This is a genomic window from Kosakonia sacchari SP1, from assembly GCF_000300455.3.
Lineage (GTDB): Bacteria > Pseudomonadota > Gammaproteobacteria > Enterobacterales > Enterobacteriaceae > Kosakonia > Kosakonia sacchari.
Map to the genome: position 1 here is coordinate 2,437,277 of NZ_CP007215.2, position 25,141 is coordinate 2,462,417.

The window sequence follows — 25,141 nt, forward strand, 5'->3', positions numbered from 1 at the left end:
ACGGTAAAGCGAAAAAAATACGCTATAACAACGGGACACCATTCGCAAGGAGCCTGTATGACCCCTTTTCTGACCGCTTATCTGGCCCGTATTGGCTGGGAGCAAACGCCCGATGTCTCACTGGAAACGCTGCGGGCGCTGCATTTGCATCACAATGGCACCATCCCTTTTGAAAACCTCGATGTCGTGTTGCCACGCGAAATTGAACTGAGCGATGAGGCGATTTTCCATAAACTGGTGGTCGCCCGTCGCGGCGGTTACTGCTTTGAGCAGAACGGGCTATTTGAGCGCGTTCTGAAAGAGGTGGGTTTTACGGTGCGCAGCCTGTTAGGACGGGTCGTTATTGCTAATCCACACCAGATGCCGCCGCGCACGCACCGTATTTTGCTGGTGCAGGTGGCGGGCGAGCCGTGGATCGCCGATGTCGGTTTTGGCGGGCAAACGCTGACCGCGCCAATTCGCTTGCAGGAGGATCTTGAGCAGGCCACGCCGCATGGCCTCTACCGCTTGCAGCGCAAGGGGGAAGACTGGGTGCTCCAGTTCCGTCATCATGAGCGCTGGCAATCAATGTATCAGTTTGAGATGGGCGAGCAGTATCAGGCCGATTTTGTGATGGGCAATTTTCACTCCGCGCACTGGCCGGCATCCCATTTTCGCCATCATTTGTTGATGTGCCGCCATCTGCCGGACGGCGGCAAACTGACGTTAACCAACTTCCATTTTACCCACTGGAAAAACGGACAGGTGCTGGAAGAGGTGACCTTTGCGGATGTTCCGGCGCTGTATGACGCGCTGCAACAGCGCTTTGGACTTGGCGTGAGCGACGCCCAGTACGGCTTTAGCCTGCAACAACTGGAAACGGTAATGGCCGGTTTCGATTTGCACGGCGAAAAAGTTTAACCGAGCTCGTTGTCGATCATCACAGCCAGATGGCGATTGAAAGCAGCGTCATCGACATCTGGCATGCCCAGCATGCAAATACCGTCCAGCCCGCAGACCAGTGCAATCAGGCGCCAGGCAATGTTCGCCGCCGTATCGTTACTCATAAATTCACCTGCCGCGCGGCCTTGCTCAATCAATTGCACTACTTTGACGTGCCACATCTCCATGGTCAGCAGGTATGCGCTTTTGATTTCCGGCTCTTTACTCGCCAGCAATAACGCTTCGCGCCACAAATGCACATAGGGTTCGAGACCGCCTTCGTCACTGCCCAACATGGCGTGCAACTGCTCGCGCCATGGCGCGGTCGCAGACACCACTTCCACCTCCAGCAGTTCCGCAATCAGGCGGATAAACGCTTCGGCTTTTAGTGCATTTCCCGACGTGAAATGGTGATGAACCTGGCCGGTAGCCACCCCGGCAACGGTTGCGATCCGCCGGACAGTCATGGCGGAAAAACCTTCCGCCAGCGCCACGCGCATCGCGGCTTTGAGGATCACTTCACGGCGATCATCCTTGTTCAGATAGCGCATAAAACCTCGGTTAAATGGGGGGTAAATGGAGTGTAACAAAAAGCTGGACATGCGTTCAACTTTCCGTAGGATCGCCATTCTGGACATCTGTCCAGGAATAAAAAACGATGGAGAGAAGTATGTTTCGTCAGTGGTTAACGCTGGTCATCATTGTGCTGGTTTATATTCCGGTCGCTATCGATGCGACGGTGCTGCATGTTGCCGCGCCCACACTGAGCGCGGTGTTAAATGCCAGCGGAAATGAGCTGTTATGGATAATTGATATCTACTCGCTGGTGATGGCCGGAATGGTGCTACCGATGGGCGCGCTGGGCGACAAAATAGGTTTTAAGCGCCTGTTGCTTATCGGCAGTGGCCTGTTTGGCGCGGCCTCGTTGCTGGCGGCTTTTGCCGCGAGCGCCAGTTGGCTTATCGCCACGCGCGCGCTACTGGCAGTGGGCGCGGCGATGATCGTGCCGGCAACGCTTGCCGGGATCCGCAACACTTTTGCCGAAGCTTCGCAACGCAATACAGCGCTCGGCGTCTGGGCGGCAATTGGTTCCGGCGGCGCGGCGTTCGGCCCATTAATTGGCGGTATGCTGCTGGAGCATTTTTACTGGGGCTCCGTCTTCCTGATTAACGTGCCTATCGTCATTACCGTGATGGCGCTGACCGCGCGCTTCGTGCCGCGCCAGCAAGGCCGCGCCGATCAGCCGTTACACCTGAACCAGGCGTTGAGCTTAATTGTTGCCATTTTGCTGCTGGTGTGGAGTGCAAAAACGGCAATGAAGGGCACACTGCCGCTGTGGATCGTGGCGAGCACATTGCTTTTGGGTGCCACCTTGCTGACCGGGTTTGTCCGCATTCAGCTGGCCGCCAGCACGCCGATGATTGATATGCGTCTGTTTACGCATCGCGTGATTTTAAGCGGTGTGCTGATGGCGATCACCGCGATGGTCACGCTGGTCGGTTTTGAGCTGCTGATGGCGCAGGAGCTGCAATTTGTTCACGGTTTCACGCCATTTGCCGCCGGGGTGTTTATGCTGCCGGTGATGCTGGCGAGCGGGTTTAGCGGTCCCATCGCCGGGGTTCTGGTGTCAAAACTGGGCTTACGCCGCGTCGCCGCAGGCGGGATGGCGCTTAGCTCGGTGAGTTTTCTTGGTCTTTCCGCGACCAATTTTGCCACCCAGCCATGGCAGGCCGGCGTATTGATGGCACTGCTGGGTTTCAGTGCGGCGAGTGCGTTACTGGCTTCAACGGCGGCGATCATGGCTGCTGCGCCAAAAGAGAAAGCGGCAGCCGCCGGGGCGATTGAAGCGATGTCTTACGAACTGGGCGCTGGTCTTGGCATTGCCGTGTTTGGGCTGATTTTGAGCCGCAGTTTCTCCGCCTCGATCCAGCTTCCGCAGGGGTTAAGCCGCGAGGCCGCCGCGCAGGCGTCATCGTCCATTGGCGAAGCATTCCGCCTGGCGCAGGAAGCACCGCCCGCAATTGCCGAGGGGATCATCGCGGCGGCGAAAACGGCGTTTACCGGTTCGCACAGCGTGGCATTGAGCACCGCCGGCGCGCTGTTAATGGTGCTGGCGGTGGGGATCTGGTTTAGCCTGGCGCGAGTAGAAAAACCGTAGTGTACTACCGGATCACGCGCGCTGGCGGGTTGAGTACCAGCAGAGCAGCGATCCGGCGCACACCATCAGCGCGCCCTGCCAGAAAGAGAACGAGAGCGGGGCGCTTAACACCACCGCCGCCAGCGCGGAAGAGAGCACCGGGGTGAAATAGGACGCCGCCGCCAGCACCGTGACGTTGCCGTGCAAAATCCCGATATTCCACGAGGCATAACCAAAACCGAGCGCAATGCCGGTCATCAGTAATTTCACCACCACTGGCAGCGTAAAAACCATTTCCGGTTGCGGTGTGACGGCGAATTTGACCCATAATGTCGCGGCTGTCAGCAAGACAAACAGCGTAATGCCGTTCGTGCCGTTGGCATATTTGGTGGTGACGGTGCAGTAAATCGCCCAAATAAATGCCCCGGCAAACGCCAGCGCATAACTCAACGGGCTGGAGATAATATTTTGCTGGATTTCAGTAATATCAAGACCGCGCTCGCCGCCAAGTACCCAGCACACGCCCAATATCGCCAGCAATAAACCAGGAATAACCCACAAACTCGCTTTTTGACCGTTGAATAATATTGCGCAAAGGATCGTCAGACTCGGCCATAAATAGTTAACCATGCCCACTTCGATTGCTTGTTGTCGCGTCGCGGCAAAGCCCAGCGAGAGCGCCAGACAAAGTTCATAACTGACAAACAGCACGCTGCCGGCAATAAGATAACGCGCTGAAAAACGGCGTAAATCCGGGATGCCAACGGTGATAATCAGCAGCAACCCGCTCAGGGTATAGATCATCGCTGCGCCGCCAACCGGGCCAAGACCTTCACTGACGGCGCGGATAAAACCGACCATCGTGCTCCAGAGTAATACCGCCAGTAAACCAATTAACGTTGCGCGTTTTTTATTCATTACTGCCATTAACCGCCGGAAATAAACGCACATTTTATAACACGGCTGAATGATTAAGCGAAATTCACCGGGACACACCTACTCCTTTTGAGGGACAAAAATTCGACACGCGAAACTATTAGGTATCAAGCGCCAGGCGTTATTGATTTACCGCAATTAATTCACCCTGTGAAATGTTTAGTTTTCCGGCCGCAGTCGAAGACAATAATTGAGGAAAGCAATGGACGTCAGCCGCAGACAATTTTTTAAAATCTGCGCGGGCGGAATGGCAGGAACCACAGCGGCCGCGTTGGGATTTGCTCCCAAAATGGCGCTGGCGCAAGCGCGAAATTATAAATTGCTGCGCGCCAAAGAGACGCGAAATTCCTGTACATACTGCTCCGTGGGTTGCGGGTTATTAATGTATAGCCTGGGTGATGGTGCGAAAAACGCGAAAGAGGCCATCTATCATATCGAAGGCGATCCGGATCATCCGGTCAGCCGCGGCGCGCTGTGCCCGAAAGGGGCCGGTCTGCTGGATTACGTACACAGTGAAAACCGCCTGCGCTACCCGGAATACCGTGCGCCAGGCTCTGACAAATGGCAGCGCATCAGTTGGGATGAGGCCTTTAGCCGCATCGCGCGCCTGATGAAAAACGACCGTGATGCCAACTTCGTTGAAAGCAATGCCGCAGGCGTAAAAGTTAACCGCTGGCTCTCCACCGGTATGTTGTGCGCCTCAGCGGCGAGTAATGAAACCGGCATGCTGACGCAAAAATTCGTGCGTTCACTCGGCATGCTGGCGGTAGATAACCAGGCGCGCGTCTGACACGGACCAACGGTAGCAAGTCTTGCTCCAACATTTGGTCGCGGTGCGATGACCAACCACTGGGTTGATATCAAAAACGCCAACGTGGTGATGGTGATGGGCGGTAACGCTGCTGAAGCCCACCCGGTCGGTTTCCGCTGGGCGATGGAAGCCAAAAACAATAACGACGCCACGCTGATTGTGGTCGATCCGCGCTTTACGCGCACGGCATCCGTTGCCGATATTTATGCGCCAATACGTTCCGGGACGGATATCACTTTCCTCTCCGGCGTGCTGCGCTACCTGATCGAAAACAACAAAATCAATGCTGAATACGTCAAACACTACACCAACGCCGCGTTGCTGGTGCGGGATGATTTTGCCTTCGAAGACGGCTTGTTCAGCGGCTACGATGCGCAAAAACGCCAGTACGACAAAACCTCGTGGAATTACCAGTTTGATGAAAACGGCTACGCCAAACGCGATGACACACTTAGCGATCCGCGCTGCGTCTGGAATTTGCTGAAACAGCACGTTGCCCGCTATACACCGGAAACGGTGGAAAATATCTGCGGCACGCCAAAAGCGGATTTCCTGAAAGTGTGCGACGTGCTGGCCTCAACCAGCGCGGCGGACAGAACCACCACCTTCCTGTACGCCCTGGGCTGGACGCAACACACCGTCGGCGCACAGAACATCCGTACCATGGCGATGATCCAGTTGTTGCTCGGCAACATGGGGATGGCCGGTGGCGGGGTAAATGCCCTGCGCGGGCACTCCAACATTCAGGGGCTGACGGATCTGGGGCTGCTCTCGACCAGCCTGCCGGGATACCTGACATTGCCGTCGGAAAAACAGACCGATTTGCAACAGTACCTGGCGGCGAATACGCCAAAAGCGCTGTTGCCGGACCAGGTGAACTACTGGAGCAACTATCCCAAGTTCTTTGTCAGCCTGATGAAGTCGTTCTACGGCGACGCGGCGCAGAAAGAGAATAACTGGGGCTTTGACTGGTTGCCAAAATGGGACCAGGCCTGGGATGTGATCAAGTACTTCAACAAGATGTCGAAAGGCGAAGTCAACGGCTATATCTGCCAGGGCTTTAACCCGGTGGCGTCGTTCCCGGACAAAAACAAAGTTGTCAGTACGCTGAGCAAGCTGAAGTACATGGTGGTTATCGATCCGCTGGTGACAGAAACCTCCACCTTCTGGCAGAACCACGGCGAGATGAACGACGTCAACCCGTCGGATATCCAGACCGAAGTGTTCCGTCTGCCATCGACCTGCTTTGCCGAAGAGGATGGCTCGATCGCCAACTCCGGTCGCTGGCTGCAGTGGCACTGGAAAGGCCAGGACGCGCCGGGCGAAGCGCTGAACGATGGCGAAATCCTTGCCGGGATTTACCACCGCCTGCGCGAGATGTACCGCACCGAAGGCGGCAAAGGCGCGGAACCGCTGCTGAAGATGTCCTGGAACTACCGCCAGCCGCACAACCCGCACTCGGAAGAGGTGGCGAAAGAGAACAACGGCTACGCGCTGGCGGATCTCTATGACGCCAACGGGCAACTGCTGGCGAAAAAAGGCCAACTGCTCAATAGCTTTGCGCTGCTGCGTGATGACGGCACCACCGCTTCATCTTGCTGGATCTACAGCGGTAGCTGGACGGAGCAGGGTAACCAGATGGCGAACCGCGATAACGCCGATCCGTCAGGACTTGGCAATACGCTCGGTTGGGCATGGGCGTGGCCGCTGAACCGCCGGGTGCTCTACAACCGCGCGTCGGCGGATGTGCTGGGCAAACCGTGGGATGCGAAACGGATGCTGATTGCGTGGAACGGAGCGAAGTGGGTCGGCAATGACATCCCGGACTTCAACACCGCGCCGCCGGGCAGCAATACCGGGCCGTTCATCATGCAGCAGGAGGGGCTGGGGCGGTTGTTCGCCCTCGACAAGCTGGCGGAAGGGCCATTCCCGGAACACTACGAGCCGATGGAAACCCCGCTTGGCACCAACCCGCTGCACCCGAACGTGGTCTCCAGCCCGGTTGTGCGTCTGTTCGAGGACGATGCCAAACGGATGGGGAAAAAAGATCAGTTCCCGTATGTCGGCACAACCTACCGCCTGACGGAGCATTTCCATACGTGGACCAAGCATGCACGCTTGAATGCCATCGCCCAGCCGCAGCAGTTTGTCGAAATCAGCGAAACGCTGGCGACGGCAAAAGGCATTGCCAATGGTGACAGTGTCACGGTGAGCAGCAAGCGCGGCTTTATTCGCGCGGTCGCGGTGGTGACGCGTCGTCTGCGTACCTTGCAGGTACACGGTCAGCCTGTGGAAACCATTGGTATTCCGCTGCACTGGGGCTTTGAAGGGGTGGCGCAGAAAGGCTATATCGCCAATACGCTGACGCCGAACGTTGGCGATGCGAACTCGCAAACGCCGGAATACAAAGCGTTTTTAGTCAATATCGAGAAGGCGTAAAGGAGCGAAATAATGGCTATGGAAACGCAGGACATTCTAAAACGCTCAGCCACCAACCCGGTCACGCCACCCCCACGGGCACGTGATTACAAAGCGGAAGTCGCCAAACTTATCGACGTTTCCACCTGTGTGGGCTGCAAAGCCTGCCAGGTGGCCTGTTCGGAGTGGAACGATATCCGTGATGAGGTCGGGCACTGCGTCGGGGTTTACGATAATCCGGCCGATTTGAGCGCCAAATCCTGGACGGTGATGCGCTTTAGCGAAACCGAGCAGAACGGCAAACTGGAGTGGCTGATCCGCAAAGATGGCTGTATGCACTGTGCGGAACCGGGCTGCCTGAAGGCCTGCCCGTCAGCGGGGGCGATTATTCAGTACGCCAACGGCATTGTCGATTTTCAGCAAGAGAACTGCATTGGCTGCGGCTACTGTATTGCTGGCTGTCCGTTTAACGTGCCGCGCCTCAACAAAGAGGATAATCGCGTTTACAAATGCACGCTCTGCGTCGATCGCGTCAGCGTCGGCCAGGAACCGGCCTGTGTGAAAACCTGCCCGACCGGGGCGATCCATTTCGGCACCAAAGCCGAAATGCTCGAACTGGCGGAGCAGCGCGTGGCGAAGCTGAAAGCACGCGGTTATGCCAGTGCGGGCATTTACAACCCACAGGGCGTGTGCGGCACACATGTGATGTATGTGCTGCATCATGCCGACCAGCCAGGCCTGTATCACAACTTGCCGAAAGATCCGCAGATCGACACCTCGGTCAATCTGTGGAAAGGGGTACTGAAGCCATTGTCGGCGGCGGGATTCCTCGCCACCTTCGCCGGGCTGATTTACCACTACATCGGCATCGGGCCTAACAAAGAAGTGGACGACGATGAAGAGGAGCATCATGAGTAAGTCAAAAATGATTGTGCGCACGAAATTTATCGACCGCGCCTGTCACTGGACGGTGGTGATCTGCTTTTTCCTGGTCGCGCTCTCTGGCATTTCGTTTTTCTTCCCGACGCTGCAATGGCTGACGGAAACCTTCGGCACGCCGCAGATGGGGCGCATTCTGCACCCGTTCTTTGGCGTGGTTGTCTTCCTGGCGCTGATGGTGATGTTTGTGCGTTTTGTGCATCACAACATCCCGGACAAGCAGGATCTGCCGTGGCTGAAAAACATTGTCGAAGTGCTGAAAGGCAACGAGCACAAGGTGGCGAAAGTCGGGAAATACAATGCCGGACAAAAAATGATGTTCTGGACCATCATGAGCATGATTTTTGTGCTGTTGGTGACCGGGGTGATTATCTGGCGTCCGTACTTTGCGCATTACTTCCCGATTCAGGTGATCCGCTACAGCCTGCTGCTGCACGCCACTTCGGCGATCATTTTGCTGCACGCGATCCTGATCCATATGTATATGGCGTTCTGGGTGAAAGGCTCCATCAAAGGCATGGTCGAAGGGAAAGTGAGCCGCCGCTGGGCACAGAAACACCACCCGCGCTGGTATCGCGACGTGGAGCGTCTGGAAGCGAAGAAAGAGAGCACCGAAGGTATTAAATAATCCCAAACCGCTCCGGATAATCGTTCGGAGCGGTTTTTTATTTCCTCACACCTGCGTTTCCCACCTTTTGCGCTTTATTCATTAATCTGCCCGAATCCATGGATTTATAGGTCAGCCGGGGCATTTCAACTGGTCGCTGTGGCATGAATGGTCAATAATGCCTGTCGCAAACTTTTAACAAGTGGTTAGTAGTATGAAAAAAACCGTTTTTTCGTTGGCACTTGCGACCTTTGGTCTGGGCATGGCGGAGTTCGGCATTATGGGTGTGTTGACCGAACTCGCGAACAATGTCGGCATTTCAATTCCTTCGGCGGGGCACCTGATCTCCGCTTACGCGTTTGGCGTGGTGATTGGTGCACCGATCATGGCGCTTTTTTCGAACCGTTTTTCGCTGAAAAACACACTGCTGTTTCTGGTGGCGCTGTGCCTGGTGGGTAACGCCATTTTTACTTTCTCCAGTTCCTACACCATGCTGATTATCGCCCGTCTTATCTCCGGTTTCCCGCACGGGGCGATTTTTGGCGTGGGGGCGATAATCCTCTCTAAAATCGCACCGCCAGGAAAAGTAACCATGGCGGTAGCCGGGATGATCGCCGGGATGACCGTCGCCAATCTGATTGGTATTCCGCTCGGCACGTGGATCGGTCACGCGTTCAGCTGGCGCTACACCTTCTTGCTGATCTCCTTCTTCTTCGCGCTGGTGATCGTCTCGGTGATTGTCTGGGTGCCGTCGCTGTTTGATACCAGTGAAAGCCGCCTGAGCGAACAGTTTCACTTCCTGAAAAAACCGGAGCCGTGGCTGATTTTCGCCGCCACGATGTTTGGCAACGCGGGCGTATTCGCCTGGTTTAGCTATGTGAAGCCGTTTATGGTCAATGTCTCTGGTTTCACCGAGAGCGCGATGACGCTGATCATGATGCTGATGGGGCTAGGCATGGTGCTGGGCAATATGTTCAGTGGTCGCTTATCAGTGAAATTCAGCCCGGTGCGCATCGCGGCGGTGACGGAATTACTGATTATGCTGGCGATGCTGGCGCTGTTTGTCGCCGGTGAAAGCAAAGTGGGAGCGTTGTCGCTTGGTTTTGTCTGCTGCGCCGGGCTGTTCGCGCTCTCTGCGCCGCTGCAAATCATGCTGCTGCAAAATGCGAAGGGCGGTGAAATGCTCGGCGCGGCCGGCGGGCAGATGGCGTTTAACCTGGGCAACGCTGTCGGTGCCTGGTTTGGCGGGCTGATTATCGCGTTTGGTTTTACCTACAGCTACCTGACATTACCAGCAGCGGTACTAACGTTTGCCGCCATGACGTCGCTTCTGATCTATGGTCACAGAAAAACAAAGCATCAGCCGGAACAGGTCGTTCAGCACTAAGGCGCAACCCGGTGAATGCCCACCGGGTGAAATGCTAAAAAGTGTTATCGGTGGGATTTATCATCCGATACGCGCGAAACATTCAGGAAAGCGAAAAACCGGGGCATGCCCCGGTTAGACAGCGCGTTAACGCAGCCAGGGCGTAATGGTCAACCCAACCAGTACCCCTTCAGGCGCAAGCAGGCGCGTGACGCTTTGCCCCCAGGGTTCCCGACGGTTGGCAACCAGCAGTTGATACCCTTTGTTGATCAACACATCGGTGGCGATAGCCAAATCCTGCACTTCGAATTCAACCCAGCTTTGCGGAATGGGGTGGGAATCCGGCCATTTCTCTGCGCCAAAGCACGACGCGGCGGCGTGATGCAGCGGCCACAGAGCAAAGTGCTTTGCGCCGTTGAGCGCATCGTGGTCGGCGACGAGGTAATCGCTCGCGCCCTCCATGGGTTTCAACGGCAACCCAAGGGTGTGCTGGTAAAACGCCTGGCTGTCGGCCACGTTCTGGGGAATTGGGCCGAAACCGGCGATAAACAACACTTCTAGCCCGGGAATACTGGGGGTCATAAGCACCTCGGAGTCAGAAAAAAGGGGCGTTAACGCCCCCGAGATTATAGGCAATGCCAGGCAATTAATGGCGGAGATCGATCACCATACGGCCGCGAATCTGGCCTTGTTCCATCTCTTTAAAGATGGCGTTGATATCTTCCAGCGGACGCAGCGCCACTTTCGGCACCACTTTGCCTTCGGCGGCGAACTGGAAGGCTTCAGTCAGATCCTGGCGCGTACCGACCAGCGAGCCAACGACCTGAATGCCATCCAGCACCAGGCGCGGAATATCAAGGCTCATCGCTTCTGGCGGCAGCCCCACAGCCACCACGCGTCCACCGGCGCGCACGGCATCAACGGCGGAATTAAAGGCCGCTTTCGCCACCGCCGTGACCACAGCGGCATGCGCGCCGCCGGTTTTTTCATGTACCACTTTTGCCGCATCTTCGCTGCGCGAGTTGATGGTCAGATCTGCGCCCATGCTGGCAGCGAGTTTAAGCTGTTCATCATTTACGTCGATGGCGATCACTTTGGCGTTAAACACATTCTTTGCGTATTGCAGCGCCAGATTACCCAGCCCGCCAAGGCCGTAGATAGCAATCCACTGGCCCGGTTTGATCTGCGAAACTTTTACCGCTTTATAGGTGGTCACGCCTGCGCAGGTAATGCTGCTGGCCGCAGCAGAATCCAGCCCGTCCGGCACTTTCACCGCGTAATCCGCGACCACGATGCACGCTTCCGCCATGCCGCCGTCCGCCGTGTAACCGGCGTTTACCACCTCGCGACACAAGGTTTCATTACCGCTGTTACAGTATTCGCAGTGGCCGCAGCCCTGAAAAAACCACGCCACAGAAGCGCGATCGCCCACTTTCAGCGAGGTCACGCCTTCGGCCACCTGGGTGACAATGCCAATGCCTTCGTGTCCGAGGATCACCCCGGTTTTGTCGCCGAAATCCCCGTTTTTGACGTGCAAATCCGTATGGCAAACGCCACAGCACTCCATTTTCAGCAACGCTTCGCCATGTTTCAGCGGACGTAAGGTTTTTTGTGTCACTTCTACCTGATGATCTTTTGTAACAACAGCAGCCTTCATGGTGTTTCTCCTGTTATGAGGCATGGAACTGAGATCCGGGTGTGGCGTCTGGCTTCATCCGTAATATACGTCTTTAGAATTAATGGCTTAGGAGTGAAATACAAGAGCAGGGCAACATGCTGTAATACTTTCTGCGCCTTTCCCCTGGTTTAGGTAGGGTAAATAATCAGTAACCATAGTGTTAATGAGGTTATAAAGTTCGCAGCATGAATGTCATGCTACTGGCATCAATTGCCGCCAACTCGTTGCTTTCTATAACAAAAAATTGATCAACAATGCATCTGGTGAAAAAACAGCTGGCCGTCAGCGTTCTCTTATCCCCCTCGGTTCAGGCACACAATATTCTGAATTTCCGCAGCCTGGAAAATAACCCGGAAGCGTTCTTCGCGGTGACGGAAATCCCGGCGGGCGGCATCATTAAGTATGAAACGGACGCCAAAACCGGCTTTATCGTGGCCGACCGCTTTCAGTCAATGCCGGTGGCTTACCCGGCGAACTACGGCTTGCTCACCCAGTCGCTGGCGGGGGATGGCGATCCGCTGGATGTGATTTTCTACACTCGCGCGCCGCTGGCGAACAATAGACCAGGAACAGGTGCAGGCTCTATGACAGGAAGGCCTGATGCATCAGAAATAGCCCGTCTGCTGAATATTGCCCTCTACGCGGTATATAAACTATCGGGTGAGGAGTAACCCGTATTTTCTTTGTCAGTGGACAATGCTTATTTAAATAAAATTTCGCTATTCTGCACTTTGATTAATTCTACAAATCTGACAGGGAGTCAGCATGATAATCAGCCCGCCATTTGTCCGCCCCCGGAACGCCGCAGAAAGTGACCTGTCATGGGTCAGCAGAATGATGCCCGTGGATATAAACCGGGATTTCCCCCTCAACAGACACGCGTCATGGCACGGTGGGGTGCATGTTCTCCACACCGACCGCCGCGAGGAAGGCTACGACCGCATTGAGTTCGTCCGCGCCATTGCAGACGGGGAAGTGGTTTCTTTTCGCTCGCCGTCTTCCACAGCTAAACGCGATACTTTCCCGCTGAATTATGATGGCAGAACCGATGACGGCTATGTGCTGCTGAAACATCAGACCGATATCGGTGAAAACTGTCATGTCGAGTATTACTCACTGTACATGCATCTCATGGACCGACTGGACCCGGCAATCAGGGACGGAGCAAGAGTCTGGCGCAAGGACCGCATCGGGCAGAGTGGTATGGTTAGCGAAACCAATGCCTTTCATTTTCAGGTGTTCTGTGACAACGAAAACATGCTGAAGCTGACCGGACGCACAACGGCCGAACTCGATATCACCCGGGACGGACGAAAGGACACGGTTTACGGCGATATCCATTTTTATCTGCCTCCCGGTACACACTTTTACGAATCTGTATCTGACGCTGCCTCACCGGATACGAACCGCCTGAATGCCGTTCATACCAGTACCGAACCGCTGTTTGTCAGTATGACCTTCGAAAAAGGCGACTGCTCGATGCTCACCCGCAGGCAGAACGCCGCCACGGCTGCATTGTTCGACACCGTGGGGGAACCGCTGGTGAATGCCGATGCTAATCAGACTGACGACGTAAGAAGATTAGGTCTTAGGTATGAATACAATCTGTACCAAACAGCTAAGCGTCTGTACCCGCAGAACCCGTCTGCCGGGTTCGAACTGCTCCGCTTCGGCCGGGTCATCAGCACAGAACATGAAACCCTGGCGCCTGCTGATGCCCCGCTGTGGCGTACCGTCAGCTTCCCCGGCGGAACGGGTATGGTCAATCTGGCGTTTTCTTATATCAAAAAATTCAGCGATGCCGACTTCCCGCACTGGACGGGCTGGCGGATGGTGGACGATGACACGGATAGTAACAGCCAGTGTCATTCCTCCCTTATCGCCGGATTGCAGGAAAGCGGGCATTTCAGCGACCTGAGCAGCCATCTGATCTGTCATTTTCCGCTGGAATGGAATGCCGCCACCTTTGACCAGCGCTATGCCTGGCTCAGAAGCGGTACCGACGATATCCCGGCCATATCTGAGGAAGACTATGAACGGCTGAAAAGCCATGCCTCAGCCTTGTGCTTTGACACCGGCACAATTGGCACGGGCAGGCTGTGGCATTTTCATCCGACGGCTTTTATTGCCCATTTCCGCAAGTGCTGTTGGATAAGTAAGCAGGAGCTAAAACAACTTATCCCACGGAACGCATTAAGAACGGCCGGGCGGAATGATTACCGCTGGGAGGCCATCAACACCTACCGGGACGGCGCTGGCAGCGTCGCGGACAGCATCCGTACGCACATGAACAGGACAATGCAGAAACATCTGATCACCACCCCGCTGCGTATCGCCTGCTTCCTGGGGAACGGCATTCAGGAAACGGGCTGGCTGGGGACGATGGAGGAAGGGTACCGCTATATGGAAACAGACCCGCGCACGCATCAGGTCATCCGGCGCTACAACATCTGGTATTACCCGTGGTACGGGCGCGGCCTGTTACAGCTGACTAACCCTGAAAACTATTTTAATTATTTCAGCTTCCGGGGGCGAACCTGCCCAGAAAATATCAGGAACACTCTGATAAATGAATACCGTCGTCTGTATGCACACCGGCCCCTTCGCTACACCGACAATCACCTATCTGATACCGAAAACCACGTCCCGGAGAACATTATCCGGTGGCGGAATAATGTCAGCAGCGACTTCCAAGAGGCAGCCAGCAGTGCCGGGTTTTACTGGGTTTCAATGAATATGGCCCCATACGCCGATAACGATCACGTGCTGGAGCGGTGCAGCGTCACTCCTCGGCGGAGCGGGACAAAGATTTACTACCGCAGCCAGGCTTTCTGGCAGGCCAGCGCCGCCGTTAACCTGCCAGGTCAGATCGATAACGAACAATATCAGGGGCTGAATGGCTTTGATACCCGCTGCTGCGTCTACGGCAGCGCGATAGCCGTCCTCACCGAGCAGAAATTCCCGGACAGCCATAACAACCCGGTCAACGAAAAACCCGAATCAGATCAGTTAAGGAGAGGATGATGAGGAAATTTTTGATTTTACTAATTCTAGTATTGTTATCACAAAAAGCGGTGAGTTTCATTATCCCTGAAATACAGGTTCCATCTGATTTCAATAAAGACAGATTTGATGAGTATTACAACAACATATCCAGTAATAGTGGAAATGGTTCATGCGATAACATTTCATTTAAAAACTTCTACCCACCTGAATACATATCATCAAAAATAAAATACCCTCCGTTTAATACCTGGTTTTGCCTGTTTGCAGTCGATGTTACACATGACGGGTACGGACCGGGGAGAGCACTGGCTGAAAAGGTCTACTTTGATCAAAAAACAGGACTGTGGAAAAAGAAAAAGTATACCCTGAGCAGGGAAAGTACACAGCGTTCTCTGGAAGTTTATGGCATCAAAAGCCTGAGCGAGTTGCAGCCTCTGGAGCTGTATAATATTCAGTCCGTCAATGCCAGTGGCTATGCGGTTATCGACAACAATATCCCTCTGCAGGAAAAACAAAAAGGGGTGAAGAAAAACCTGTCATTCTGCCTAATACGTAGCGGCGCTGCATTTTGTGGTTCAGGCTCAATGATCAACCTCGTCGACGGGAAAGAAGTTGATTTCACCCCCTACATGCTTAAATCTCTTGAAACGGTCGAAATGGGTCTGCCGGAAAAATCAAATAATTGACGGTGATTGAAATTCGTCATAAGCCAGTTCAGAGCCATATAGACAACTAAGATTCTCATAAGCAAAAGGATCTTTTTGCTTATATTGGCTTAAGATAAATTTCCTTTCCTCTGAGCCTCAGACCCGGGGATCAAACAGGCATGGGATATCTGGAAAGCGAAAACTCGCAGTAGTAAAAAAACAGGCGCCTTGCGGCGCCTGTTTACTGCCGTACTACAACCTCTGTTGAAGGCGTGCAATCTCCTCGCGCCACTGCGCCTGAAGCTGCGGTTTCTGGTGCTTCGCTTTACGCGCCAGGTCTTCGGCCAGTTGGGTTTCAAGCTTAATTAACCGCTCCAGAAGGGCATCAATATCCTCTGGCTCAGCGGCGGCATTAAGCGCAACTGGCGCTGCCTGCTCGTGACGGACACTTTCGCGCAGGCGTTCAAACACCGCCTCCGCATCATGCCATTCGCTCAGTTTACCGTTTTCCACCAGCCAGAAGCGATTACAGCTACTGCAGATAAGCGCTCTGTCGTGGCTGACCAGCAACACGCCGCCGCTGAACTGCTGCAGCGTTTGCGCCAGCGCCTCTTTGCCTGCCATATCCAGATGGTTGGTTGGCTCATCCAGCATCAGCAGGTTAAAGCGCGCCAGCGACAGACCGACAAACAGCAACCTGGAGCGCTCACCACCGCTCAGCGTCGCCACGCGTTGCCCGTGACGCGCCCAGGCAAAACCGGCGCTGATGAGCGCCATTTTGCGATCCTGCGGCGTGGGAGCAAATGGCTCCAGCGCGTCAAACAGCGTAGCGTCATCAGGTAACTGATGCAGCGTCTGGTCGTAGTAACCCGCGTTCAGACGGGGATGCAGACGCAACCCCGATGTGCTTTCCTGCTGGTAAGCCCGCCAGATAAGACGCAGCAGCGAGGATTTCCCGCAGCCGTTACGCCCGACAATGGCGACGCGATCGCCGCTTTTCAGCCGCGCGATGGGTACCTGAAACAAGTCGGGTAACCCTGGCGCAGGCGGAACAGCGAGCTGTTCCATCTCCAGCAGACGGTCAGCCCTGAGCTCCTCGCCATGCAACGCCAGCCGCCACTGGCTGCCCTCAGTCAGCTCAGTCTGGCTTTCTTTCAGGCGCTCGACCTGGCGCTCCATCTGTTTCGCCTTGCGCGCCAGGTCTTCATTGTCGTAGACGCGCCCCCAGGTGGCCAGCCGTTTGGCGCTGGCAGTAACGCGGTCGATCTCCTTTTGCTCCGCTTTGTGACGCAGGGCATCGCTCTCATCCCGCGCTTCCAGCGCCTGCCGCGCCGCGCTACAGGGGAGCGCGAAGCTGTGCAGCGTGTGGTCACGCAGGATCCAGCTGCCATTGGTCACCGCATCCAGTAACGCCGCGTCGTGCGACACCATCACGAAACTGCCGGACCAGCTTTGCAGAAACTGTTCCAGCCACAGCAAGGTGGGCAGATCGAGGTGGTTACCGGGCTCATCGAGCAGCAGCAGATCCGGTTCGCGGATCAGCGCCCGTGCCAGCAGCAAGCGGGTATGTTGCCCGCCGCTCAGCGTGGCGGCCGTTAAGGCGATTTCCTGCGGACTCAGCCCCATGCTGGCCAGTAATGCTTCGCCGCGCCAGCGCTGACTGTCACGCTCAAGTGCCGGAAGCTGCGCCAGCACCGCATCAAGCAGCGTCATGGATAACAGGGCATCGGGCAGATGTTGCTCAACGCGGGCCAGCAGGCACTGGTTCGCCACCGTCACATTACCGGAAAGCGGGGACAGTGAACCGTCCAGCACTTTTAGCAGCGTACTTTTACCGCAACCATTGTCGCCAATAAGCCCAAGGCGATCGCCTTTTTTCAGAGTGAAGGAGAGATCGGAGAATAACGGACCAAACGCCGTTTCAACACGGATGGATTGTGCAGATAATAATGTGCTCATTGCTTACTCAAGAGTTACAGGCACGCGTGTGCCTCGTCAAACATCGCTGACGATAACCTGGTAAGCCCAAGGGAAGGGATTGTTGTCTTCGCTCAAGCCGAAGTTATCGCAGCACGATACCGATAACGCTTGAGCTGGCGCGATCGCCAAATGCATGTGAATAGTCAAACAATTCACAATACAGCATAAGTAGCCTCCTTTTTATATTCAGTAAGTTAATGGGTGAAAAGGAGTTTAGCGGGGAAGTGAATGTTTTACCAGCGGGAAAAAAAACCGGCGCCGCAGCGCCGGATAAGCAGATTAGATAGACGTACGGCGGTAGCTGCGGTACTTCGGCTCCCAGAAGTTGTCGTCAATGGATTGCTTGAGCGCTTCGGCAGAGGTTTTCGCCGCCAGGCCTTGCTGTTGCGCCATTTTGCCGACGGCGAAAGCAATGGCGCGTGAGACTTGCTGAATGTCTTTCAGCTCCGGCAGCACCAGCCCTTCACCGTTGAGCAGCAGCGGGGAGTATTCCGCCAGCGTTTCGCTCGCCGCCATCAGCATGTCGTCGGTAATGCGCGACGCGCCACTGGAGATAACCCCAAGGCCAATGCCCGGGAAGATGTAGGCGTTGTTGCACTGGGCAATCGGGTAGGTTTTCTCTTTCCACTGCACCGGTGAGAACGGGCTGCCGGTCGCAACCAGCGCCATCCCATCTGTCCAGCTGATAATATCCTGCGGTGTCGCTTCAACACGGGACGTCGGGTTCGACAGCGGCATGATAATCGGTCGCGGGCAGTGTTTATGCATTTCGCGGATGATCTCTTCCGTGAACAGCCCGGTCTGGCCGGAGACGCCGATCAGAATATCCGGCTTCACATTACGCACCACATCCAGCAGAGAAAGAGCTTCGTTCTGCGCGCTGGTGTCCCAGTTTTGCAGGTTTTCGCGTTTTTGCACCAGCTTGCTCTGGAACGGCAGCAAATTCGGCATTTCATCCGTCAGCAGGCCAAAACGGTCAACCATGTAGACGTTCTGACGGGCGTCCGCTTCGCTCAATCCTTCACGCTGAGTCTGGGCAATGATCTGTTCGGCAATACCGCACCCGGCGGAACCCGCGCCAAGGAAGACGATTTTCTGCTGGCTGAGCTGGCTACCCGCCGCGCGGCTGGCGGCGATCAGCGTACCGACAGTCACTGCCGCCGTGCCCTGGATGTCATCGTTAAAGCAGCAGATTTCATCGCGATAACGGTTCAGCAACGGCATGGCATTTTTCTGCGCGAAGTCTTCGAATTGCAACAGCGCGTCCGGCCAGCGTTGTTTCACCGCCTGGATAAATTCATCAACGAAAGCGTAATACTCGTCGCCGGTGATACGCGGGTGACGCGAGCCCATATAGAGCGGATCGTTAATCAACTGCTGGTTGTTGGTGCCAACATCCAGCACCACGGGCAGGGTGTAAGCCGGGCTGATGCCGCCGCAGGAGGTGTAAAGCGACAGCTTACCAATAGGAATGCCCATGCCGCCAATGCCCTGGTCGCCAAGACCGAGGATACGTTCCCCGTCAGTCACCACGATCACTTTGATGTTGTGGTTCGGCACGTTTTGCAGAATGTCGTCCATGCTGGCGCGGTTCTGCCAGGAGATAAACACCCCGCGGGCGCGGCGATAAATATCAGAAAAACGTTCACACGCCCAGCCAACAGTTGGGGTGTAGATCACCGGCATCATCTCTTCAAGATGGTTTTCCACCAGCCGGTAGAAGAGGGTTTCATTGGTGTCCTGAATATTGCGCAGATAGATGTGCTTATCGATGTCGGTTTTAAAGCCCTGATACTGCAACCAGGCGCGTTCGGCTTGTTCTTCAATGGTTTCAACTACTTCTGGCAGCAGGCCAAGCAGGTTGAAGTTGCTGCGCTCTTCCATGCTGAAGGCGCTGCCTTTGTTCAGCAACGGAAATTCCAACAACACGGGTCCAGCGTAAGGGATATATAACGATCGGTTTTTATTATGCTTTGCATTCATCTTACAGCTCCTTGATCAACTTTCTCCCGTGGGGGTGAGTCACGGACCGGTACAGCGGCGGGCGCAAGTATAAAGCATCGCTTCAGCAAATACTTCCCGATCGCAGTATTCGTTGATTGAATTTTTAGCAATAACAAGGAGAGGGGGGCAAAACACCACCCCTGATGGGGTGGTGAGGGTGGACAAATCAACCTGCGCGGCGATGACGCCCTGAGCGGTGAGCGATCACCGTCTCTTCCTGGTTGTCTTTCGTGACAACTTTGCGGGTGTTCGACACTTTATAATCCAGCCCCATAAGATGACGTGCCTGACGGTTCGATTTCATGCTTACTCCTTAATCCAGTTCAATGTTTCAAGGACAAGCCCGGTGACTGACCGGGCGAAATTCAATCTCATCATTGCGCGGTACAAAAAACATACCGAGTTGTTATCGTCGGACATCACAGCACAAAGTGCAATAAGAAAAGTTACCTTTAGGTTTTATAGCGATAAATAATAAAGCCTATCTAACAGATTAAATTCCTGCACACTATAGGGTTTGCGAGTAAAAATCCCGAACAGTCTCAATTAAAGTAGAATGTTCTTCAGCTTAAACGCCTTCACAAAGTTGCTTGATAGTTACAATGATTAAAGCGATATATTCAGGATGAAACATCATTTCGCTTTTTTATGTGACGAAAAGTAAAAAAATGACATTATCTTCAATATTGCGATATCAACCACTTTAAACCCAGTCTGTAATATGCTTTTCTTAGCACCAATGGAATAATTAAAAAATATCTTCGCAATGAGAAAGAGGTAATTCCATGGACGTTCGAAATGGAGTGATTTTTATTTCTTTTGATGCTGTTGCTTTTTCAGGAATCACTGTTGAAGCATTCAAAACAGCACAAGAGTTAGTGCACAAGGGAATTAAACCTTATCTTGATCTTGGTTACGACATCAAGATTGATAAAGGCAAATTCAATAAGCCATATGAATGGGAGAATGCTATATATAAAGGTGGCTTTACGCTTGTGCGAATAAATGACATTACCAGTCTACCTGATTACAACACCCATTTTATCGAATACTCGCATAATGTATTGATTAGCCAAAAAATATCAGTTTCATCAGCGGAACGTGAAAGAATTCTTTCTGTTATTGATAAAACGGCATGCCAACTGGCACAAAAAATCGTGCGGCAATGGGAGCAACTCAATATCGGTACAGTTTATGTTGAAAACGGTACGCTTCCGGAAAATATTATTTATACAAAAGCTCTATATATTGCGATAGATGTATATGGAAAGCGATATGATTTAGAGCAGTTCGTCACCTGGCGTGACCATGATTTAATGTGGAATAGCGAAAAAACGGTGATGAAGTATGGTGCTTATCCATATCCATATGCCATCAAACCCATAAAATCCCCCTATATTACCTACGTTACGCTTAATGAGGACCTGAAAGAAAAACTTGAAGAATGGTGTAACTATGCTGTTGAAATCAAAGTTAAAAAGAACGCTTACAACTTTAGCGAGGCGCGAAATCATAGTAATATGCGACGCAGCCTTGGTATAGGTTGCAATGATATATTGATTGCCCGAACCACGCGCCTTATCCCACAAAAACGGCTTGATCGGGATATTTACCTGGTATCAAAGCTTAACCAACTCTTTCAGCAACACGGTCTCGATGGACGCGTATTTCTTGTCATCGCTGGCGATCGCCATGAGGCGCCAGAGTGTTATCAATCGCTGGTTGATTTAGCAAGGACATTACAGGTTGAACCGTTTATACACTTTATTGGCTGGCTGCAGCACGGTTACATGCCCCCGGGCATGAATACCTACACCATTGAAGATTTATATTACTCATGTGACATTGTCTCTTTTCTGACATCGTGGGATTACGACAGTTATGGCAATCCAATTGGTGAAGCGATTAGTCACCGGCGATGTTACATTTCGACACGTTATGAATATTATGACGAAGTCTATGGGCAATATGGTTTCTTTGCGCCAATCATGGACATCTCAGCCGAGAAAGATGATTTACCGGACGATGAATTTATTCTTGGTGTTTATAAACTCATCACTAATAAACCATTAATGTCAGAAATGGCTTATCAAAACTTTCTTATTGGTAAGAAAATACTTAGCAGTAAGAGCATTGAGTCTTAATGATTACTCAGGGAGAGTATATATGCGTGACAATGTTTATGTTTCGATTGTTTTACCCGTTTATAACGAGAGGGACAGAATTAACGCTGTGCTTATGTCGTTACTTAATCAAAAAACGCGTAATAACATGCTGACGCATGATAACTGGGAGCTGATCGTGGTGGATAATAATTCCACCGACGATTCAGTGGCGCAAATACATAATTTTCACCGACTCAATCCGTCAATGGATATTCATATCATCAAGGAAACCACGCAGGGTGTCTCCTCCGCGCGAAAATGCGGAATGGACTACGCCTCGCTGCGTTCAAAAGCCCGTGATAAACGCCTTGGCATAAACCGAAAGCACTATATCGTTTCGGCCGATGCGGACTGCACCGTGGACAGCTGGTGGCTGCACACGCTGATTGCAAAAATGATCGAGGAAGAAGGGGACTTAGGCACCTGTAATTACTACTACAACGAAAACGACTTCCGTCTGCGCCCGAACCTGTTTGCCGAGATCCAGAAAACGCTGCGCTGCCGCGATGTCTCCTTCTCGCTGTTTGGCGGCTTCCCGGATGGCAAAGGTTTCGCCGTTGAACGTACGATGTACGACAACGTCGGCGGCATTGAGATCTTTTACCAGCTCAATAACGGTCGGTTTGTCGAGCACCTTTCCGATGACTGGGATTTCGGTATTCGCGTGATCGCCGCAGGCGGAAAACCTGTCTACGCACGTGATTCCCACGTTGAAATCAACAGCCGCCGCGTAGACTCCATTCTGCAGGAAGTGATTACCGGTGTCGCCTACGGGCAAGATGGCATCATCATCATGAAAGATGTTCGCCCGGATGGGGGGCAGCAAACCTCGCTGAGCGACACGACACCTGAACAGTCATTACAGGCCTGGCACTACTCGATCAAAGATTACGTGCCGAAAAATATTGTGCTGCCGGTGCTTCTCAACCCGCATCTGCTGTTAGACAGCGAGGCCGTGCGTGACTTTTTCGGTCCGGTGGTAGCCGATCGCCTGTTCCGGCGCATTGAGGCCATTAAACACGAAACGCGCATTATCGATTTCACTCCCATCCACGCCTATAAAACGCCCGCTTACCTGCTCTATTTCGAGTTTCGCGACGAGATTTTCAGCGCCATGCGCCGCGCAATGGGCGAAGACATTGGTTTTCCACCGCCGCTGCCAGCCTGTTTTGACGACGTTCAGCAGCGCGATTTCCAGCGTTTCGTCTGGTATTTCTGTGAGGATCGCGAGTCGGGCATGGCGCATAATTACTTTGCCAACGGGGGAGTCTTCTGATGAACAGATCTCTTCTGGAGTCGTTGAACGATCTCGACCCGCACTACCCGGTGCCGCACGTGTTCGATTTTCTGGCGGCGCCGGAAAATCACACCTTGCTGGAGTATGTCTACCGGGATCCTTTTGGCTGCCACGTGTTTCCAGGCGACATCATAGACTACCCGCAGGACGCCTTTTTCCGCGAGATGGAACACGACATTAAACAGGCAGCACAGATCCATCTCTGGGCGTCGATTCCCACCTGCCGCTACCGCTGCCATTTCTGCCAGTTCCCGACCATTATCATTAACCCGCAGAGCGCCCCCTCGCGGGCCGTTTTTCACCGGGTGGTGGATCAGAACATTCAGGAAGCGAAATTGTGGCTGCAAAACGTGCCCGCGCTGGCTCAAGCAGAAGTGGGCGAATTTAACGTTTTCGGCGGCACGCCGTCGTTGCTGCCGGAAGCGGAACTCCGCCGTCTGATTGCGTTTTACCAGCAAAATTTCAATTTTTCTGCCGCCACGCTGCGTTTTGAAGGGGAACCCGCAACGCTGACAAAATCCTATCTGCAACTGCTCAAAACGCTGGGTTTCAGCAAAATCAGTTTTGGCGTCCAGTCGTTCAATAACCAGCTTATCGAGGCCTGTGGGCGTAAACATAGCGCGGAAACCTGCGAACAGACGATAGCCAACGCCCGCGAAGTTGGTTTCGAATGGATAAGCGTGGATCTGATCTATGGTCTGCCTGGGCAAAGCGTCGATGATGTGAAATTTGATATGGAGAAGTGCCGCGAACTGGCGCTTTCTCATGTCGTCTGCACAAAGCTGCATATGGCGGAATTGATGAAGCAGCGCACCGGGGTATCCGGGCAGCGCCAGAGCTTATGGCAGAAAAAAGGGGCCAACAGCGTCTTTCCGGGGCTGGGTAAGCAGTACCAGATGCGCGAGCTGATAGAGCGCTACTTCGCCGATGATTACATTGAGCATCCCACCATGTATTTCCATCGGCGCACACAACCTGCGGAAAAGTGGAAAGGGCTGATTACCGACCTTGATAAACAGTATCCGGAAGTGGCGATTGGTCTTGGCGGCAGTTCGAAATGTACGCAGTCGGAAGCTATCAACATTACGGATTACAAACGCTACTCCCAGGCGCTGGAAGAAGGGCGCTTACCGATTGAATCGCAGCACGGTTTTTCCCCGCTCCAGCGCGAAGTTAACGCTTTCAAAATGGCGCTCTCCACGCTGCGTCCGGTCAACGATAGCGAATTCCGCCAGCGCTTCGACGGTCGCAGTTTTTTCCACAACCCGGTTATTCAGCGCGCGTTAGAGACGTTAACACAAAAAGCGCTCATCACCGTGACTGGCGATGACGTCAGGCTCACGCCAAACGGCGCCACGTTAGTGGAAGCAATCATTAATACCCAATTCACCATGGAGCTTGCACATGAAACACACTGACGCATCCGCACCGGTTTTTAGCCTGTATTACATCGCAATCGACACCGAAGCCGGTGTCACCAATGCGCAATTTGAGCAGTTTGTTCGCGAGAAAGGGTGCCAGATCCCCTGTTATCCCGGCTGGCGCTGGACGTTGCTGCGTGGCCTGCGGGGAGAGCGCGCCGGGCAATTTCTGATGCTCTATGAAATCGAAAACGCCGACCTGCGCGATCGTTACCTGCGTGCAGACGGCAATCTCACCGAGCTGGCGCGCCAGTTCTGGCGCGATCGCCCGCACGCTCAGCAATTGCTGCGCGAATGGCAACAACTGGGAACATTCAGCGCGTTACCGACGATCTACACCGATTATCGGTTGCTGGCGGAAAACAAAAAAAGCACCGTGATAGATGGGCCTCGTTATCGTGAACGGCCGGGCGAGGAACCGGAGGCCAGAGTCATTGGCATTCATAACCTGGCGCTGCGCCCGGATGTTGAGGCCGCGACCTTCGAAACCTTTATCGCTGAAAATTACCAACGTATTGAAGACTACCCGGACTGGAAATTCCGTTTACTGAAAGGCGAGCGCGGCAACCGGCTGGATCAATATGTGGTGATGATGGAGATAGCAAGCCTTGCGGCACTGGATGTTTTCTATCCTGAACCGGATATCGCCACCGACCAGGCAGCCATTTTCGCGAAGGTACATCGGGACACCAAGCAGATGTATGAGGAGTGGAAACAGCTCGCGTCTTTCTCCGGTTCGCCACAAATCTACACCGATTATCTGGCTGTGGCCGAAAGTCAGAGTTGCGGGAATGAGCAGGGAGTGTAG

The 25,141-nt window shown here is 53.7% G+C and carries 19 protein-coding genes and 1 pseudogene; 13 read left to right on the plus strand and 7 right to left on the minus strand.

Annotated features, from left to right (window positions below; translation table 11 throughout):
• The first annotated feature begins 57 nt into the window (after positions 1–57).
• Entirely contained in the window at positions 58–900 is an 843-nt protein-coding gene (nhoA, locus tag C813_RS34555) for an N-hydroxyarylamine O-acetyltransferase (RefSeq protein WP_017456906.1), read from the plus strand.
• Here the strand turns inward: nhoA and C813_RS34560 are convergent.
• Complete coding sequence (locus C813_RS34560) at positions 897–1,472, minus strand: TetR family transcriptional regulator (protein ID WP_025263619.1); 576 nt, start codon at positions 1,470–1,472, stop codon at positions 897–899. The two genes, nhoA and C813_RS34560, sit on opposite strands and share 4 nt — an antisense overlap.
• A 119-nt stretch (positions 1,473–1,591) precedes the next feature.
• Here C813_RS34560 and C813_RS34565 point away from each other — a divergent pair, with 119 nt between their 5' ends.
• Complete coding sequence (locus C813_RS34565) at positions 1,592–3,079, plus strand: SmvA family efflux MFS transporter (RefSeq protein WP_017456908.1); 1,488 nt, start codon at positions 1,592–1,594, stop codon at positions 3,077–3,079.
• 12 nt (positions 3,080–3,091) lie between these two features.
• Here C813_RS34565 and yddG read toward each other — a convergent pair whose 3' ends face one another.
• A complete protein-coding gene (gene yddG, locus C813_RS34570; RefSeq protein WP_025263620.1) occupies positions 3,092–3,976 on the minus strand; it encodes an aromatic amino acid DMT transporter YddG in 885 nt (294 codons plus the stop codon).
• Between the two features lie 220 nt (positions 3,977–4,196).
• Here yddG and fdnG point away from each other — a divergent pair, with 220 nt between their 5' ends.
• The 4 genes from fdnG to araJ all read left to right on the plus strand — a co-directional run bounded on the left by fdnG (position 4,197) and on the right by araJ (position 10,156).
• Positions 4,197–7,244 carry a formate dehydrogenase-N subunit alpha gene (gene fdnG / locus C813_RS34580; protein WP_139164778.1) on the plus strand — a complete coding sequence of 1,016 codons (3,048 nt, stop codon included), beginning with the start codon at positions 4,197–4,199 and terminating at the stop codon, positions 7,242–7,244.
• 12 nt (positions 7,245–7,256) lie between these two features.
• Positions 7,257–8,141: a formate dehydrogenase subunit beta gene (gene fdxH, locus C813_RS34585; RefSeq protein ID WP_017456912.1), complete on the plus strand. Its 885-nt coding sequence runs from the start codon at positions 7,257–7,259 to the stop codon at positions 8,139–8,141.
• Positions 8,134–8,790, plus strand: coding sequence for a formate dehydrogenase-N subunit gamma (gene fdnI, locus C813_RS34590; protein ID WP_017456913.1), 657 nt, complete (start codon positions 8,134–8,136; stop codon positions 8,788–8,790). Before fdxH ends, fdnI begins: the two co-directional genes overlap by 8 nt.
• A 193-nt stretch (positions 8,791–8,983) precedes the next feature.
• The gene (gene araJ, locus C813_RS34595) at positions 8,984–10,156 is read left to right on the plus strand and encodes an MFS transporter AraJ (RefSeq protein ID WP_017456914.1); all 1,173 of its coding nucleotides are present in this window, start codon (positions 8,984–8,986) and stop codon (positions 10,154–10,156) included.
• A 126-nt stretch (positions 10,157–10,282) separates the two neighbouring features.
• Here araJ and C813_RS34600 read toward each other — a convergent pair whose 3' ends face one another.
• Complete coding sequence (locus C813_RS34600; RefSeq protein ID WP_017456915.1) at positions 10,283–10,717, minus strand: VOC family protein; 435 nt, start codon at positions 10,715–10,717, stop codon at positions 10,283–10,285.
• A 64-nt stretch (positions 10,718–10,781) separates the two neighbouring features.
• Positions 10,782–11,792, minus strand: coding sequence for an alcohol dehydrogenase AdhP (adhP, locus tag C813_RS34605; protein WP_017456916.1), 1,011 nt, complete (start codon positions 11,790–11,792; stop codon positions 10,782–10,784).
• A gap of 275 nt (positions 11,793–12,067) precedes the next feature.
• Here adhP and C813_RS34610 point away from each other — a divergent pair.
• The 3 genes and pseudogenes from C813_RS34610 to C813_RS34620 all read left to right on the plus strand — a co-directional run.
• Positions 12,068–12,385: pseudogene (locus C813_RS34610) on the plus strand (inorganic diphosphatase); the annotation flags it as partial.
• A 193-nt stretch (positions 12,386–12,578) separates the two neighbouring features.
• Complete coding sequence (locus C813_RS34615; protein WP_025263621.1) at positions 12,579–14,837, plus strand: M23 family metallopeptidase; 2,259 nt, start codon at positions 12,579–12,581, stop codon at positions 14,835–14,837.
• A complete protein-coding gene (locus C813_RS34620; protein ID WP_238593024.1) occupies positions 14,834–15,505 on the plus strand; it encodes a hypothetical protein in 672 nt (223 codons plus the stop codon). The genes C813_RS34615 and C813_RS34620 overlap by 4 nt, the downstream gene beginning before the upstream one ends.
• Positions 15,506–15,718: 213 nt before the next feature.
• Here C813_RS34620 and C813_RS34625 read toward each other — a convergent pair whose 3' ends face one another.
• The 3 genes from C813_RS34625 to sra form a co-directional block, all read right to left on the minus strand.
• Positions 15,719–17,425, minus strand: coding sequence for an ABC-F family ATP-binding cassette domain-containing protein (locus C813_RS34625; protein ID WP_017456818.1), 1,707 nt, complete (start codon positions 17,423–17,425; stop codon positions 15,719–15,721).
• A 300-nt stretch (positions 17,426–17,725) separates the two neighbouring features.
• Positions 17,726–19,429, minus strand: coding sequence for an NAD-dependent malic enzyme (locus C813_RS34630; protein WP_017456817.1), 1,704 nt, complete (start codon positions 19,427–19,429; stop codon positions 17,726–17,728).
• 187 nt (positions 19,430–19,616) lie between these two features.
• On the minus strand, positions 19,617–19,754 hold the full coding sequence (gene sra / locus C813_RS34635; RefSeq protein ID WP_017456816.1) for a stationary-phase-induced ribosome-associated protein: 138 nt from the start codon (positions 19,752–19,754) through the stop codon (positions 19,617–19,619).
• 481 nt (positions 19,755–20,235) lie between these two features.
• Between sra and C813_RS34640 the strand changes: the two genes are divergently transcribed.
• The 4 genes from C813_RS34640 (at position 20,236) to C813_RS34655 (ending at position 25,141) form a co-directional block, all read left to right on the plus strand.
• Entirely contained in the window at positions 20,236–21,594 is a 1,359-nt protein-coding gene (locus C813_RS34640) for a glycosyltransferase family protein (RefSeq protein ID WP_040016480.1), read from the plus strand.
• A 94-nt stretch (positions 21,595–21,688) separates the two neighbouring features.
• Positions 21,689–22,891 (plus strand): glycosyltransferase family 2 protein, encoded by a 1,203-nt coding sequence (locus C813_RS34645; protein ID WP_238593025.1) that lies wholly within the window; start codon positions 21,689–21,691, stop codon positions 22,889–22,891.
• Entirely contained in the window at positions 22,891–24,330 is a 1,440-nt protein-coding gene (locus C813_RS34650) for a radical SAM protein (RefSeq protein WP_017456815.1), read from the plus strand. Before C813_RS34645 ends, C813_RS34650 begins: the two co-directional genes overlap by 1 nt.
• Entirely contained in the window at positions 24,317–25,141 is an 825-nt protein-coding gene (locus C813_RS34655) for a hypothetical protein (RefSeq protein ID WP_017456814.1), read from the plus strand. The genes C813_RS34650 and C813_RS34655 overlap by 14 nt, the downstream gene beginning before the upstream one ends.